This is a genomic window from Radiobacillus kanasensis (assembly GCF_021049245.1).
GTDB classification, from domain to species: Bacteria; Bacillota; Bacilli; order Bacillales; family Amphibacillaceae; genus Radiobacillus; species Radiobacillus kanasensis.
Genome location: NZ_CP088020.1, coordinates 301,933 through 317,297, shown reverse-complemented (window position 1 = coordinate 317,297; position 15,365 = coordinate 301,933). Strand labels below are relative to the sequence as shown.

Here is a 15,365-nt window from a genome sequence, read left to right as displayed (position 1 = left end):
GATGGATTTTCTTATTGTAATTGGTGCTGTAGTTGGCGTTCTTCTTGCGTTTGCTATTTTATTTGCGGTTCGTTATAAAACCGTTGGTGCAGATGACGCAATGATTGTAACAGGAAGCTTCTTAGGTAATAAAAATGTACATCGATCCGAAGACGGAAGTGGGATTAAAATTGTACGTGGTGGCGGTACATTTGTTGTTCCTGTCTTCCAGCAGTCTGAAAAGTTAAGCCTTCGCTCTCATAGCTTAGATATTTCCACACCGAACGTTTACACGGAAAATGGCGTACCGGTTATGGCAGATGGAACGGCTATTATTAAGGTTCAAAGCACAACCGAAGGCATTGCAACAGCTGGGGAGCAATTCCTAGGAAAAGATAATTCCGAGCTAAGAAAAGAAGCTCAAGAAGTATTAGAAGGGCATCTAAGAGCCATCCTTGGGACAATGACGGTCGAAGAAATCTATAAAAATCGAGAGCGCTTTGCTCAAGAGGTTCAAACACAAGCCGCAGTTGATTTAAAGAAAATGGGGCTACAAATCGTTTCCTTCACAATCAAAGATGTCCAAGATGAAAATGGATACTTAGAAGCATTAGGGAAGCCACGTATTGCAGAGGTAAAGCGTGACGCTCAAATCGCAGAAGCCAACGCTATTCGTGATGCCCGGATTCAAAAAGCCCAAGCAGAACGCGAAGGTAAGAGTGCGGAATTATTAAGTGAAACACATATTGCGGAAGCAACGAAAGAAAAAGAGTTGAAGGTAGCTTCCTATAAACGTGATCAAGATACGGCAAAAGCAGAAGCGGACATGGCATATAAGCTTCAAGAAGCCAAAGCACAACAGCAAGTCAAACAAGAGGAAATGCACATTCAACTCGTCGAAAAAAACAAACAAATTGAAATCGATTCTCGTGAGGTAGAACGTAAACAGCGCCAGTACGAAGCAGAAATTTCCAAAAAAGCAGAGGCTGAACGTTATGCGGCAGAACAAAAGGCAGAAGCCGATAAAGTCGCTCGCGTGAAAAATGCCGAAGCGGAGGCGGAAGAAATCCGCTTAGACGGGGAAGCAGAAGCAGAGGCTATTCGAATGAAAGGTCTTGCCGAAGCGGAAGCCAAAGAGAAAATCGCCGAGGCGATGGAAAAGTATGGCGAAGCAGCAATTTTAGAAATGATTATCAACATGCTTCCTGATTTTGCCGGTAGAATTGCCGATCCTGTTCGCTCGATTGATAAAGTGACGGTAGTAGATCACGGAAACGGCGAAGGGGATGGCGCGACAAGAATGAGCAGCTATGTAACGAAGCTAATGAGCCAATTACCGGAAACATTAAAGGATGTATCTGGGGTTGACTTAAAAGGGATGTTAGATAACGTTGCAGCGAAAAGCGAATCGAAAATTAATTCAAACCTAGCACAAGTAGCAGCACCGAATGTGCCTACCGAAACCCATAAGCCAGATGATCAATCTTAGCAAAAAACTCGGGGATATCCCCGAGTTTTTTAATAGACCTGTTTATTTTTATCCAAACACGCTTCTATAGCCTTTTCAAACATGTCTTCAATTCCTTCCACTTGTAATACCTTTAAACCAGCAGCAGTTGATCCACCTGGTGTAGCGACTTGATCCATCAAATCCTTGGGCGTTTGACCCGAAGAAAGCATTTGTGCCGATCCCAAAATCATTTGAGAAACAAGTTTTCGGGCGACGTCTTCCTCTATTCCTTTTGTCATTGCGACTTTCCCTAACGCTTCTGCTACTTGATAAACAAAGGCTGGGGCACTTCCGGTAATCGGTGTTAGGGCATGGAGTTGCTCTTCACACACAAGCTGAGCAGGACCAATTCCACGTAAGATTGTTTCTAATGTATTCTTGTGCATTTCTTTCACATGCTGTCCTAAGGCATACAAGGTCATCGATTGTCCTATCTCCGCAGCCGTATTCGGCATCACCCAAGCAACCGCTGTTCCATCTGGAAGCTGGTTTTCTAATTCTTTTACTCCAACTCCTGCGGCCACACTGAATACTAGTTGATTTGTTATATAAGGGGATACTTCCTTCAAGAGATTCTCTTGTTCCCTAGGTGGAATCGCCAAAAATAAAATATCCGAGCTTGTCAGATGTTTCTTCCAATTATCGGTCGTTTCCACTCCATAGCTTTCCTTCACCTGAGCTAATCTTTCAAGATTATCACGGTTACTCACTATTACCTGAAAGGTTTCTTCCTCCTGCTGTAGAATACCAGATATGACTGCTTGGGCCATCCTTCCAGCACCAATCGTTAATATTTTTTGCACCCTTCTCTCCCCTTTTCAAACTCAGATGACGAGAAGTTTACCTTCACGTTCCATAACGAGTCTTTCTTTATAGTAATGAATCGTTTCTTCATCGAATAGATTGATTGCCATTTGAATGGTTGTAACTTGATTCGCTCTCGCTAGCTTCTTCACCTTTTCAAATAGATGCTGAGCAATTCCTTTCCGGATGTATTCCTTTTTCACAAAAAAATAAGGAAGATAAAAACTATCTTTTGCGAACTGGATAGGTGTAAAAGCTACCAGCTCACCCTGGTCTTCCACCACAATCGTTTGGATAAGAGCTTTGTCCTTCCAATCCATCCCTGTGCCATATTCCTGATTTAATAGGTGGTTTATGCTAGTGAAGTCCATCTCATTAGCTTGCCGTAATTTGAACATGGATTACCAGCCTACCTTCTCATGAAAAGCACTGACCCACGTACGAGCCATTAACATGTCCCCAACCGAATTCATATGTACCCCGTCTGTCGTTAATGGGGTCTTTTGGTTGACCGATAAGAAGTTAATGAAAGCTTGATGAGTCGGAACCAAGATTGTGTCAAAGTGTTTAGACAGTTCTTGGACAATTTGCACATACTCTCTCAGTTTTTGATTGCCCTCCGAATCAATGTCTTCCTGCAGTATGGTTGGTTCCATAAGAATGATATCGGCATTCGTTTTTCCTTTAACTTGATCCAACAAATGTGTGTATATCTTTAAAAACTTTTCTGGCGTTACTTGTTCCTTACGAGGACTATCTAGCTGGCGCCAAACATCGTTTACCCCAATGGAAATGCTCAAATAATCTGGCTGATGACTTAACACATCCTTTTCCCACCTCTCCTCCAGTTCTGTGATTTTATTTCCACTGACTCCTTTATTTAAGACTTCCAACGACTTTTCTGGATAGGTCAGGATGAGATGGTTTTTAATATTCCGTACATATCCAAAACCAATACCTTCTTCGTCTTCTATTCGATTAGAATCTGTAATACTGTCCCCAATAAATAAGAACCTAGCGTAATCTTTCATGTTAATCCTCCTTTAGAGAGTGGCAAATCTATTATAGAGGTTGCCCCCTTCCCCTTTCAGACCCTTCCATTCAATATGTCTGTCATGCAACTGAACACTAGTTGTTTTCAATGGATAATCCTAACCCAAACTCACCATAAGTTGTATTCGTCCATGAAACATCAACTTTAAAAAACTTCTCCCAAACGGATTAAATTTCCAGGATCCATTCCAATCCCTCTATCTTCGACTTCTATACTCATCCTTTTATATCCTTTTTCCCTTGAAGATATATAGTTCCTTGGCCAGTAAACTGAATACAATTTTTTACAATGTTTATCAAGATTAAAATCAAACGACCATAGTCGCATAGATGATTCGAACGTATTCTATCATAATCCATGTTTTCATTCACCAAGTGAATAAGTCAGCGAGCTTCCTGATTCACAAAAGCCATTCCTTTTCTTGATGAGGATTCATATCGTTTTCAAGACCTTCTAACATCCCGGTTATTGAGAACTATCTCTGTTCCTATGTCGAATTTCCTATTTATTTCCTACTTATTTACTCCTTTACAGGGCTCAAGTATGATAGAAAAGGATGAATTATATGTATGGAGGAATGACGAATGAAAGCTTGGAAGCTGCTAGTGATGATTGTTTGCTTATTGGTCTTTGCAGCCTGTGAGAATAGTACTCAATCATCTTCTAAGAAGCAAACGAATGATCAAGAAACCGGAGAAAAACAGACAAAGGAAAACAAGGATGATGAAGAAACAACAACTGCCCTTCAAGCCGACGCTTCTTTTCAATATCCATCCTCTTTAAAAGAAGCAGAAGAAGCAGTGACCGGAGAATGGTGGGGAGAAGATAATGAACCATCAGATTCTGAAGAAGAAACGTTCACTCAGGAGATTTCAGCCATCTCAAACCAGGAGAGCTCTCTTGAGACAAGAGCTGCTGCAATCAATCATCTTCTTTTTACCCACTATCACCCGGAACTTCCCGGTCTTACTTCCTTTTTACCCCGTGGGAAAATCACACTAGAGGACTTGCAAAACGGCAGCGGACTGAAATTAAATGGGCGAGAAGTGAAGGAAAACATAAATGTAGCTATCATTTTAGATGCATCTGGATCAATGAAAGCAGAACAAAATGGAAAAAGCCAGATGGAGATTGCAAAAGACGCCATTAAAGAATTCGTGTCGAATCTGCCAGAGAAAACGAATGTATCCCTTACCATTTATGGATATAAAGGTTCAGGCAGTGACGCAGATAAGGAGCTCTCTTGTAAAAGTATAAAAGAAATCTATCCTCTAAAAAAATATAACAACGGAGAATTCGACAAGGCACTTGCTAGTGTAGATCCAAAAGGCTGGACGCCAATTGCGTCAGCACTAAAACAAGCAGGGAAGACACTTGAAGATCTAAAAAGTGATGCAAACACTAACGTTATCTATTTAGTGTCAGACGGAGAGGAGACATGCGACGGAGATCCTGCGCAGGTTGCGGAAGATCTTGTATCAACCGATATCAAACCGATTATCAACGTCATTGGTTTCGCAGTCGGTTCAGAACAAAGGAAACAGCTGGAAAAGGTGGCCGAAGCAGCAGAAGGAAGATACATTCAGGCGAATAATCAGCAGGAGCTCGTCAGTGAATTCAAGAAATCGAATCAAACCCTCGTCCAATGGATCAACTGGAGAAACCAACATACTGTCGATGCCATCAATCAAAAAAACCAGGATAATGTGGACCTGATTAATCTTAAAAATGATACGAATGTAAGATTGATCAACTACAAAAATAAAGTCAATAACCTTTTAATCAAGGCAAAGAACCAGCATGATATGGATCAAGAAGTGTTTAACCTGACCATTGAACACCTGGAAGAGTACTTTTCCCGAATAGTTAAGGAACTTCAAAACGACTTTGATGAAAAGTTAACGATCATTGAAACAACCTATAATGAAACGAAAGAAGAAATAGATGAAACCTACGATTCCAATAAAGAGGAGTGATCATTATTACTCTTCGAAACTGGACATTTTATTAAACCATGAACAAAGACGAGACCATTCTTTGAATGAATGGTCTCGTTCTTTTAAGTATATTAAACAGCTTTGACTTTCAGTTCCACATCAATATTGCCACGTGTTGCTTTAGAATATGGGCAGAAGTCATGTGCCATTTTCGCAAGCTCTTCCGCTTCACTCTGGTTTACTCCACCAATTTCCACATTCAATACAACACCAATTTTAAACCCATTATCTGAAGAATCCTTTAAAAGACTTACATCAGCTGTAATCGTTGAATCAATGTCCTTCTTTTGTTTGGATGCCATTAAATTTAAGGCACCATCGTAGCAGGCTGAATAACCAGCTGCAAATAGTTGTTCCGGATTGGAGCCTGTACCTCCTGAATTTCCTGCAGGATTGACTAGATTCAGGTCAATAAGACCATCATCCGATTTTACGTGTCCGTCTCTTCCACCTTTTGCTGTCGCATGTGATGTAAATAAAACGTCGCTCATTGCTTCCACTCCTTTTCCTTTTCTTTTAGGGCTACCTATATGGTATTCCTTCCTTTAGTATAAATTAAACATTCTAGTTGGTAAAATTTAACGAAATACTCTTCAAAACGAATGGATAAATTCAAAATTATTTCCAATCCTATGAAGAGAAAGGATGATGTAAATTGGATTCCATGCAACAAGCCCTTCATGCACTTGAGTCTGCCCGGAATACTGTAGAGAGCGCACAAGGAAACCCTTTTTTATACACAGATGCTCAAAGAGAACTAAAGCAGGCGGAAGATTTAGTCATTCAAGCGCAACAGCAAGGAGCTTCAGGTCCAGATTTAAATCGTGCGCTTGATCTATTACGCCTGCTACAAGAAACCCACCAAAACCTATAGGAACCGATCACTAGTACATCGCAAATGTACTAGTTTTTTATGTACATGTTGTAATGAATCTTCCTATTCTCGAATAGAAATGTACAAGTTGAACACTAAGGGAGAGAATCAACATGCATACATTTCTAAGTTATATTTTTCTAGGGTTATCCTTAGCTGCTCCAATCGGTCCTATTAATGCCGCACAATTGGACAAGGGGTTAAAAGACGGGTTTCTTCACTCCTGGCTTATTGGAATAGGCTCTTTATTTGCTGAAATGCTCTTTATGGTTGCCGTTTACTTCGGTATCGTTAATTTCTTAGAGATTCCATTCATGAAATCCTTTTTATGGTCCTTTGGGTGCTTTGTCCTCATTTATACCGGGATAGAAAGCTTTGCAACAGCATCTTCTTTTACCGTAGACAAGAGAAATAAAACGCAAAGCTCTCCAAAGAAAACATTTTGGACGGGCTTCATGTTAACGGTCTCGAATCCACTCTCCATTTTATTTTGGTTAGGCATTTATGGGTCCGTACTAGCAAATACGGTTGCTCAATACGATAAGTCTCATATTATGTTATATAGTGCAGCCATCATCTTAGGACTTATTATATGGGATTTTTCCATGGCATTCACTGCAAGTACCTTCCGAAAGCTGATGAACAACCGTTTACTAATTGGGTTATCTAGATTGTCAGGGCTATCACTAATCGGATTTGGTGTGTATTTTGGTTATCAAGCCGTTAAGCTTATCTTTCATCTATAAGACAGGCACAGAGGCCTCCTTTCTGTAATACATTGCATGGGAAGGAGGCTTTTGCATGCACCTTTTTAGAAAAAATGAACTGGAACAGTCTTCTGAAAAAAACTGGCGAATGGATGCATTCCATGCTTTTCAAGAAAAGTTTACGGATAAGGAGCATAAATTCCCATGTATTCCTGCTACCCAAGGATTTCATCTGGGTCAGCTACGATTCGGCTTTTTGCCTAGCCCAAAGGATCCGCAAACACCAGAATACTTGGCTGAAATACTCGAAGCCTATGGGAAGGTCTCTAACCAAATAGGCGACAATACGTCCTTAGTTCTTTTCTTTAATCGATTTAGCGGTGATGAAAAGACTTCAGTCTCCGATTATGAGACGTGGTATTGGGATATCCTTCAACAGGTTCACGAAATGGACGAGACAAGATGGCCAGCTGACATACCAGAGGATCCTCATCATGCCCTTTGGGAGTACTGCTTTAATGGAGAGCGCTACTTTTTATTTTGCGCAACTCCTGCTCACCAAAACCGACAAAGTCGGTTTTTTCCATATATGATGTTTGCCATTACCCCTCGTTGGGTGTTTGATACGTTTTTGGAGAAACCACCGTCCAAGAAATTAAAGCGACAAATTAGGGAGAGGTTAAAAGCATACGATTCTGTGGAACCGCATCCTGACCTCAAAGTGTATAGGACCGAAGAAAATTATGAATACAAACAGTATTTTCTACGAGATGATCAATCCTCCTTGAATAAATGTCCTTTTCATACGAAGAAAAAAGACTAGTTAGGAAGCTAGTCTTTTTCATATTTATCCCATAAAGTGTTGGAGTCAGAGGATGGTTTTTCGTTTCTCCATTTCTTTTTCATCATTAGTGTGACGATACCAATAAGTACTAAAAACAATAAACTTATAAAGAAGCCCGGTCGACTCGCCTGATCAAACAGGGTACCAAATACTGCAAGAATAATAAGAAGCATCCCTACAACATTGAATATCTTCCCCTTGGCCGCTAAGTCCATGAGCTTTCTAAAACTTAGTAAGATAAATAACCATGTATATAGAAGCATAAGTCCTGCTGCCGTGGTTAAATATTCGTAGATTTTATCCGGTAGAAGCAAAGACACAACGATTGATAATATTAGACCTGAAGTTGTTAGAGACAAAGCGCGATATGGAATGTTCTTTTTCCCTACTTTGGACAACGCCTTAGGGGCATCTCCTGCCTTTGCTAAAGTGACGAGCATTGTTGTAATCGCGTAAAGGGAAGCAACCATGGTCGAAAATCCCGCAATCACTAACGCACCGTTAAAAACATGGGGAACGAAGGAAAGGTTATATTGCTCCAATGCAACGACAAAAGGACTGTCTTCAGTCGTAAACGTATCCCATGATACTAAGTAGAGGGCTAAGCCAATCGATATAAGATAAATGGTCGTAAGTAAGGAAAGCATTACTTTTCCTGATTTCGGTCCTTCCTTCGGATCCTTCAATTCATTTGCCATAATCCCCATGACTTCGATTCCACCAAAGGCATAAAAAGCATAAATAAAGGAAGTCCATAGTCCCATCCAACCATTGGATAAAAATTGTCCATAAGTGGTTGGTGCTCCAGCTGGCTCTTGATCTCCTTCAAATACCCCGAACAAGGCTAGACAAGCAATAATAATAAACATCAGAATCGCCGCTACCTTGACGACGGCAAATATATTTTCAAAGCGCTCAAATCCGTTTATCCCTGTTAAAACAACAAGCAGACCGAGAACACCAAAGATAGTTGCTAACAACCATAACGGCATATTTGGAAACCAGAATTGTGTAAAAATGCCCAGAGCGGTCAACTGACTACCCATAATGAGCATTTCCGACGACCAATACACCCAGCCATTACTAAAGCCAGCCCAGTGTCCAAACGCTTTTTTGGCGTAGGCACTAAAGGAACCCTTTTGCGGCTGCTCTGCCGTTAACTGGGCTAAGGAATCAAACACAATATAAGTTGCTAATGCTGCAAATAAAAAAGCAACGAGTACTGCTGGTCCTGCTTGCCTAATTGCAATACTAGAACCTAGAAAGAAACCCGTTCCTATAATACAGCCAACTCCTAGCAAGGATAGCTGCCACCACTTCATTTTTTTCTGACTACCCTTAGACATGAAAATTCCCTCCGTTCATCTCGTATAGTGTGACAGATGAAGGAGGGATTTATTCCAGCTTTTATCTTCCAGAACCTCTAGGATTCCGCTTTTTTTAATTCGGTAGATGACATATTATTCTCTTTCTTTTGTTTATCAGGACTTTTAATAAAGAAAGAAAGCAGTAAACCTACGGTTGACAGTCCTGATGCTACCCAAAAGGCCATATTAACACCGTGAATCCGACCGGTAGGGTCTTCAACTGTTCCTGTACTGAGTGTCGCACTTGTCATCACCGTAACAAGAATCGCCGTACCGATGGAAGCTGCAACTTGGCGCATCGTATTATTCATAGCTGTTCCGTGTGCAATCAATTTTAATGGTAACTGATTTAACCCGGCTGTTGTTACTGGCATCATAACCATGGACATACCAAACATCCGAATTCCAAAGACAACCGTTAAATAGGTTAAAGACGTGTTTGCCGATAAATTGGTTAACAAGAATGTCGTAATCGTCATTATCGATAATCCTGTAATGGCGAGCAATCGAGCACCAATCTTATCAAAGATACGTCCCGTAATGGGAGACATAGCCCCCATTAAAAGCGCACCTGGCATGATCATAAAACCAGATTCCAAGGCAGAAAAACCGACCATGTTCTGCATGTATATCGGTAAAATCGTTTCAGATCCGATTAAACCCATAAACACAATCATTCCAATTACCGTTGTAATCGTAAATGTTTTGTATTGGAAAACCCGAAATTCTAATATCGGCTGTGTGAGCTTGAATTGTCGGATGATAAACGCTGTTAAGCAAATCATACCAATGATTAATCCTATAATCACTTGGGAATTCCCCCAGCCAATGCTTCCGGCCCTGCTAAAGCCATAAAGCAATCCTCCAAACCCGAAGGTAGAAAGGATGATCGAAAGAATATCAACTTTAGGGAAGGTCTGCTTCGTTACATTTTTCATCGCTAAGTAGGCAAAAATAATATCAATGATAATGATCGGTAAAATGATGATAAACATCGTTCTCCACGGATAATTTTCTACAATCCATCCCGACAAGGTAGGGCCAATCGCCGGTGCAAAGGAGATCACTAATCCAACAGTTCCCATCGCTGTACCACGCTTCTCAATCGGGAAAATCGTCAAGAATACGGTCATCATAAGCGGCATCATGATTCCTGCCCCACTAGCTTGAATCACTCTTCCGACCATTAAGATAAAAAAGGTAGGAGCAACGATACAGACCGCCGTTCCAACTGCGAACACACTTAATGCAACTAACACCAGCCTCCTTGTTGTAAACGTCTCAATTAAAAACGCTGTTACCGGAATCATGACCCCGTTTACGAGCATAAAAATGGTCGTTAGCCATTGCGCTGTATTCTCCGAAATATTAAAATCAGCCATGATATGTGGAGTGGCTGTTGCTAATAACGTTTGATTGAGAATGGCAACGAACCCACCCGCTAACAGAACAGCAACGATGGGTAGCCGATTAAAGGATTGTTCATTTCCCTCCGATAAATCACTTGTCATACTGCTCATCCCCTTTCATTATATGTATCATGCAATAAGACGAGTCGAAGGTTTTCCAACTCTGGTTCTAATTCAGTAAAACCTGATAAAAACGTTAAAATAGCTTTTATAAGAAACATTCTCGGTTTTTCCTGTTGCTCTTCTTTTTCTAATAACTCTACTGAGTCTAACAGCTCTTCTCTTACCGCTACTTCTAGATTTAAAGTCTCGATTTTTTCTTTGATTTGCTTTAGAAAATTCCCAACTGTTTCTTTCTCATCAAAAGAAAAGGGATTGGAAATCGCCTCATAATCACCCATCAAAGCGTAAGAAATGACGGCATCCTTCTGTTTTCGCCTTTCAACCACAGCTTCTATCGCATCATAAACGGCTTTCGCTAGCCTTTCGATAGAAAGAGTCTTTTGTTCTTGCGTAATTAAATGTGTGTACTCCTTCAAAATCCCTTGGAACATAAAGGTGATATCCCATATATTTGATTGAACCTCCTCACCAAATATGTCTTCGAGAATACTTTTATGCCAATTCACCATTATCCTTCTAATATTTCTCATGAACAAGGTAACCTGGTTGTTTTTCGGCAAAGATTTGGATATAGCATTAAAGAAATCTTTATTTTCAATTAGCCCCTCTAGTTCCACAACAATCATCTTCACAAATCTCTCTTCAGGCGAGAGAGACTCATTAAGCCTAACTGATTTTGCCCGAGCCATCATGTTTTGATGGTTATACTCAAAGACTTGGAGAAGTAGCTCCTCTTTAGAATTAAAACACTTATACACCGATCCTTTGGAGACACCGCAATAATCCGCGATCTCTTGAACAGAAGTAGAAAAATAACCCTTTGAAGAAAATAAATGCATTGCCGCTTTCATGATTGGAAGTCGTTTATCCTTCACACGTTTCACCCCGAGTGACTGATTAGTCAAAAATGAACTCTATAGTTTTACAATGGTTAGAATTATAGGGGAGCCTTATCCATCTGTCAATTGACATGCACTCTTGCCCATTTCCCTGAATACGTTAAAAAAGACTTCAAATAAGAGGAGGAGTGTTCATGGACTCTAAAAATGCAAATTTCCCACCACAGCACCAACCGCAACAGCCTGGAATAGAGGGATTAATGGTACCTCCACCAATTGTCGAGGATCCAAAATATAAAGGATCGGGAAAATTACACAATAAAGTAGCGATTGTTACAGGGGGAGATAGCGGCATCGGGGCAGCTACTGCTATTACCTTTGCCAAAGAAGGAGCAGATGTCGTAATTGCCTACTATTATCCATATGAAAACCAAGATGCCTTCCGTACCAAACAGAGGATTGAGCAGCTAGGAAGAAAATGCTTGCTTATTGTTGGAGATTTAAGAAAGGAAGAACACTGCCAGCATGTTGTCCAATCCACACTTCAGGCTTTTGGTAAAATTGATATCTTAGTAAACAATCACGGTGTTCAATTCCCTCAAAGTAGTCTTCTAGACATCTCACCGGAGCAGTTAGAAGATACATTCCAAACGAACATCTTTGCTTTCTTTTATATAACAAAGGCAGCATTACCCCACCTAAAAAAAGGTGCTAAGATCATTAATACTGCCTCCATTGTGGCTTATGAAGGAAACAAACAGCTCCTGGATTATTCAGCAACGAAAGGAGCCGTTGTTGGATTTACTAGGGCCTTGTCGCAAAACTTAGTCGATCAAGATATATACGTTAATGCCGTTGCACCTGGACCAATATGGACTCCATTAATCCCTTCAAGCTTTTCTGCAAAGGATGTAGCAACATTTGGAAGTGACGTTCCAATGAAGCGAGCTGGTCAACCATTTGAACTCGCTCCTGCTTATGTCTATTTAGCATCTTCTGATTCTTCTTATGTAACTGGGCAAGTCATTCATGTGAATGGTGGGAAAATGGTAAGTTCTTGATTCTGAAAGAGACTAGGACAAAACTATAACATCCCACTCTAGTAGTTGGATTTTATTCATAGTTGATATAAATTGCGTCATAACTCTAATTAAAAATTTATTGAAAGAATAATGAAGTGAAGCTTGATGCCGCGCTTCGGCAGAATACTCCGCTTTCCGCGGGCACGGCCTCAGCTTCCTCGGAAGAACCCCACTTCCTTGAAAAAGAAACCCGCTTTTTCTGTGTGCGATGTTTATTCTAAGAAGCTTTCCTTGTCCTGCGGGATCTTCGGCTCGCGCTGTTCCCGCAGGAGTCTCCGCATTCTGCCTACGCTTGTAGGTATTTTCTAATATAGTAGGTTATTAAACCTATAAAATGAATAGACCAAGAAACAACTCTGACTTGAAAAGAACTCCGTACTAAGCTGCGGAAAAATGCGAGACTCCTTGAAAATAAACCCCAATTTTCTGCGTGCGAGGTTAAGCTTCCGCAGTATTCCTTGTCCTGTGGGAAAGGAACAGTTGAAGACCCCAAAAGATGCACCTGCGTCTTCTAGTAACGCTTCGAAGTAAGCTTCCTCGGTGCAAGTCAGCAAAGATGATTATCCGATGTAGTAGCCTGGCTGAGGCGTTCTCCACGGAAAGCGAGTATTTTTCCGCAGCGCCGCATTAGCAGTCAACTTGATAAAGTATATACGAGTCCTTATTTCGTTACGTCGCATGTTATATATTATTAGTAACAAAATTCACAAAATCACCCAACAAAATCCGAGTTAATTCGAATTCTGAGTTAAAAAATTTTCGAAGCATAGTTCGGATTTTATTAGGATTAAAACACTTTTGTCCCAGCATCTTTTAAATTTACATAAACTTCACACAATCTATACGTCTCTTTTAAATACCCTTCATATATACCCCTTATGATGAGAAGAAGGGATTATCTTATTTGTTCGTTTTGTGTTAGCTTGCACCTCAATCTGTGGATTAAGAAAGGGCTGGTTAAATGAATCTCTATCTATCCTCCACTTTATGCTGGGCGTATCCGATAAATGATGTCCTTCGTATCGCGAAGCAACTAGAATACAGTGGTGTAGAAGTTTGGGCAGAACAAGTGTGGTATCATGACACCACTATTGAAAGTATCATTCAGACGAATCAAATTTGTGGAATCGATATAAGCTTACACGCTGCTAATTGGGATCTTAATATTACGTCCTTGAATAAAGGAATTCAAAAGCAATCCATTCGAGAAATTGAAAAATCTATCGTTCTCGCACAGCAAATTGGAGCGAATTCGGTGACCATCCACCCTGGAAAAATGACACTAGAGTCGGATTGGTTAGACTATCATTATCAGCTCTTGATTGAAAACCTACAACACCTCGCTCAATTTTCCAACCAGGCGGGTGTTGAACTGTCTTTAGAGCTCATGGAACCGAAGGAAAAAGAAATGATTATGTCACCTGAACAGATCAATCGATTGCTTGAAGAACTACCGAGTAATGTGAGCACGACCTTTGATGCTGCCCATGTTCCCATTACCGAAGATATACTGGATTATTTCAAAAGAACAAACCGGATAAACAAAGTACACGTAAGTGATAGCAATGAATACGTAAACCATCTTCCTCTTGGCACAGGATCGGCAAATATTGATCCTTTCCTCGAAGAACTACTTTCTTTTCGAAGCCCTGTTGTCATTGAGGGATTTGAAAATAACAAATCACTATACAGTCTTTTAACGAATACCAAGTACTTAAAACATTTTCTTCACAAACATAACTCGATACAGAACCTCAGTTAAATAGAAAAAGGACCATTAGCGGTCCTTTTTCACGTATAGTGATAGTTTGTTAGAAACCTCATAAATTCTTTTTCCAAGGAGTGATTATATTTGGTAATCACGTATGTATTGGCTTGAGGTAAGTTTTTCTCTGGCCAATACACCTCTATGAGTCTTCCTTCCAAAAGCTCTCTTCTCACCGTAGAGCTAGGTAAAAAAGAAATGCCAATCCCTTCCACGATAAAGCGCTTTGTTATATGAACTTGAGAAACTTTCATGGACTTCAGTTTTGGGAACAGTGCCTTTAACTCGCGTAGAAGGGGATCCCAGTAGCCAGGGTGATTATGGGACAGAATATAATGGGTGTCCATTAATTCTTCTATCTCTATCGGTGGAGCCGATTCACTATCTAAACCATCATGACTAGTGACGAGGATGACTTGATCTTCATATAATAGCTCCGTTGTTAACCCTTCCTTTTTAGCCGGTAAGCAGGTTAGCCCAATATCCACCTCTTCTTTTTGGACCGCTTCCTCAATTTCTACAGAATCCAGAATATTCACCGTCACCTCAACCTCAGGATGCTGGGTTACATATTGCTTTAACACAAAGGGCAGAATCGTATCGGCGATCAGAGGAGAAATCGCAATCCTTAATTTGGCGTAATACCCTTGTGACAAAGCATTCATATCGTCCATCGTTTCCCGATAAACCGCTAGAATGCGTCTTGCATGCTGTAAAAAACTTCTTCCTTCTTCAGATAGAACCACCCGATTGTAATTACGCTCAAACAAGGCAACCCCTAAATGCTTTTCTAACTGCTTAATATGAACCGTTACAGTTGGCTGAGACACGTACAATAAATCTGCTGTTTTTCGAAAATTCCCTTTTTCTGCAGCGGTGACAAACGTTCGTAACCAACTTAATTCCATTCCGATTTCCCCTTTTGATTAGTATTCATAATCATGTTATTTAATTATATTTAATTTTCATAATAATACCAACCTTTTATAATTCTAAGTAACCCCGTATAAA

At 40.4% G+C, this 15,365-nt stretch carries 15 protein-coding genes; 7 read left to right on the top strand and 8 right to left on the bottom strand.

What is annotated here, in order from left to right; all coding sequences use genetic code 11:
- Position 1: 1 nt before the first annotated feature.
- Positions 2-1,468, top strand: coding sequence for a flotillin lipid rafts scaffold protein FloT (locus KO561_RS01720; RefSeq protein ID WP_231095439.1), 1,467 nt, complete (start codon positions 2-4; stop codon positions 1,466-1,468).
- A 29-nt stretch (positions 1,469-1,497) separates the two neighbouring features.
- Here the strand turns inward: KO561_RS01720 and proC are convergent, their stop codons facing one another.
- The 3 genes from proC to KO561_RS01705 are packed head-to-tail and all read right to left on the bottom strand — an operon-like array spanning position 1,498 to position 3,324.
- Complete coding sequence (proC, locus tag KO561_RS01715) at positions 1,498-2,292, bottom strand: pyrroline-5-carboxylate reductase (protein ID WP_231095438.1); 795 nt, start codon at positions 2,290-2,292, stop codon at positions 1,498-1,500.
- A gap of 21 nt (positions 2,293-2,313) precedes the next feature.
- A complete protein-coding gene (locus KO561_RS01710) occupies positions 2,314-2,691 on the bottom strand; it encodes a GNAT family N-acetyltransferase (protein WP_231095437.1) in 378 nt (125 codons plus the stop codon).
- A gap of 3 nt (positions 2,692-2,694) precedes the next feature.
- Complete coding sequence (locus KO561_RS01705) at positions 2,695-3,324, bottom strand: SGNH/GDSL hydrolase family protein (protein ID WP_231095436.1); 630 nt, start codon at positions 3,322-3,324, stop codon at positions 2,695-2,697.
- A gap of 607 nt (positions 3,325-3,931) precedes the next feature.
- On the opposite strand from KO561_RS01705, the gene KO561_RS01700 reads away from it, so the two are divergent.
- Entirely contained in the window at positions 3,932-5,323 is a 1,392-nt protein-coding gene (locus tag KO561_RS01700) for a vWA domain-containing protein (RefSeq protein WP_231095434.1), read from the top strand.
- Between the two features lie 92 nt (positions 5,324-5,415).
- Here the strand turns inward: KO561_RS01700 and KO561_RS01695 are convergent, their stop codons facing one another.
- On the bottom strand, positions 5,416-5,835 hold the full coding sequence (locus KO561_RS01695) for an organic hydroperoxide resistance protein (protein WP_231095433.1): 420 nt from the start codon (positions 5,833-5,835) through the stop codon (positions 5,416-5,418).
- A gap of 164 nt (positions 5,836-5,999) precedes the next feature.
- Here KO561_RS01695 and KO561_RS01690 point away from each other — a divergent pair, with 164 nt between their 5' ends.
- The 3 genes from KO561_RS01690 (at position 6,000) to KO561_RS01680 (ending at position 7,748) form a co-directional block, all read left to right on the top strand.
- Positions 6,000-6,218: a hypothetical protein gene (locus KO561_RS01690; RefSeq protein ID WP_231095432.1), complete on the top strand. Its 219-nt coding sequence runs from the start codon at positions 6,000-6,002 to the stop codon at positions 6,216-6,218.
- A 113-nt stretch (positions 6,219-6,331) separates the two neighbouring features.
- Positions 6,332-6,964, top strand: a complete 633-nt coding sequence (locus tag KO561_RS01685) for a LysE family transporter (protein ID WP_231095431.1) — start codon at positions 6,332-6,334, stop codon at positions 6,962-6,964.
- A 55-nt stretch (positions 6,965-7,019) separates the two neighbouring features.
- Positions 7,020-7,748 (top strand): YqcI/YcgG family protein, encoded by a 729-nt coding sequence (locus KO561_RS01680; RefSeq protein ID WP_231095430.1) that lies wholly within the window; start codon positions 7,020-7,022, stop codon positions 7,746-7,748.
- 8 nt (positions 7,749-7,756) lie between these two features.
- On the opposite strand, the gene KO561_RS01675 is transcribed toward KO561_RS01680, so the two are convergent.
- The 3 genes from KO561_RS01675 to KO561_RS01665 all read right to left on the bottom strand — a co-directional run bounded on the left by KO561_RS01675 (position 7,757) and on the right by KO561_RS01665 (position 11,573).
- Positions 7,757-9,115, bottom strand: a complete 1,359-nt coding sequence (locus KO561_RS01675; RefSeq protein WP_231095429.1) for an amino acid permease — start codon at positions 9,113-9,115, stop codon at positions 7,757-7,759.
- A gap of 77 nt (positions 9,116-9,192) precedes the next feature.
- On the bottom strand, positions 9,193-10,647 hold the full coding sequence (locus KO561_RS01670) for an MDR family MFS transporter (protein WP_331000818.1): 1,455 nt from the start codon (positions 10,645-10,647) through the stop codon (positions 9,193-9,195).
- 5 nt (positions 10,648-10,652) lie between these two features.
- Positions 10,653-11,573 carry a TetR/AcrR family transcriptional regulator gene (locus tag KO561_RS01665; RefSeq protein WP_231095426.1) on the bottom strand — a complete coding sequence of 307 codons (921 nt, stop codon included), beginning with the start codon at positions 11,571-11,573 and terminating at the stop codon, positions 10,653-10,655.
- 128 nt (positions 11,574-11,701) lie between these two features.
- Here KO561_RS01665 and KO561_RS01660 point away from each other — a divergent pair, with 128 nt between their 5' ends.
- Positions 11,702-12,568, top strand: coding sequence for an SDR family oxidoreductase (locus tag KO561_RS01660; protein ID WP_231095425.1), 867 nt, complete (start codon positions 11,702-11,704; stop codon positions 12,566-12,568).
- A gap of 982 nt (positions 12,569-13,550) precedes the next feature.
- Positions 13,551-14,351, top strand: a complete 801-nt coding sequence (locus tag KO561_RS01655) for a sugar phosphate isomerase/epimerase family protein (RefSeq protein ID WP_231095424.1) — start codon at positions 13,551-13,553, stop codon at positions 14,349-14,351.
- A gap of 29 nt (positions 14,352-14,380) precedes the next feature.
- Here KO561_RS01655 and KO561_RS01650 read toward each other — a convergent pair whose 3' ends face one another.
- A complete protein-coding gene (locus KO561_RS01650; RefSeq protein ID WP_231095423.1) occupies positions 14,381-15,262 on the bottom strand; it encodes a LysR family transcriptional regulator in 882 nt (293 codons plus the stop codon).
- Positions 15,263-15,365: the final 103 nt, after the last annotated feature.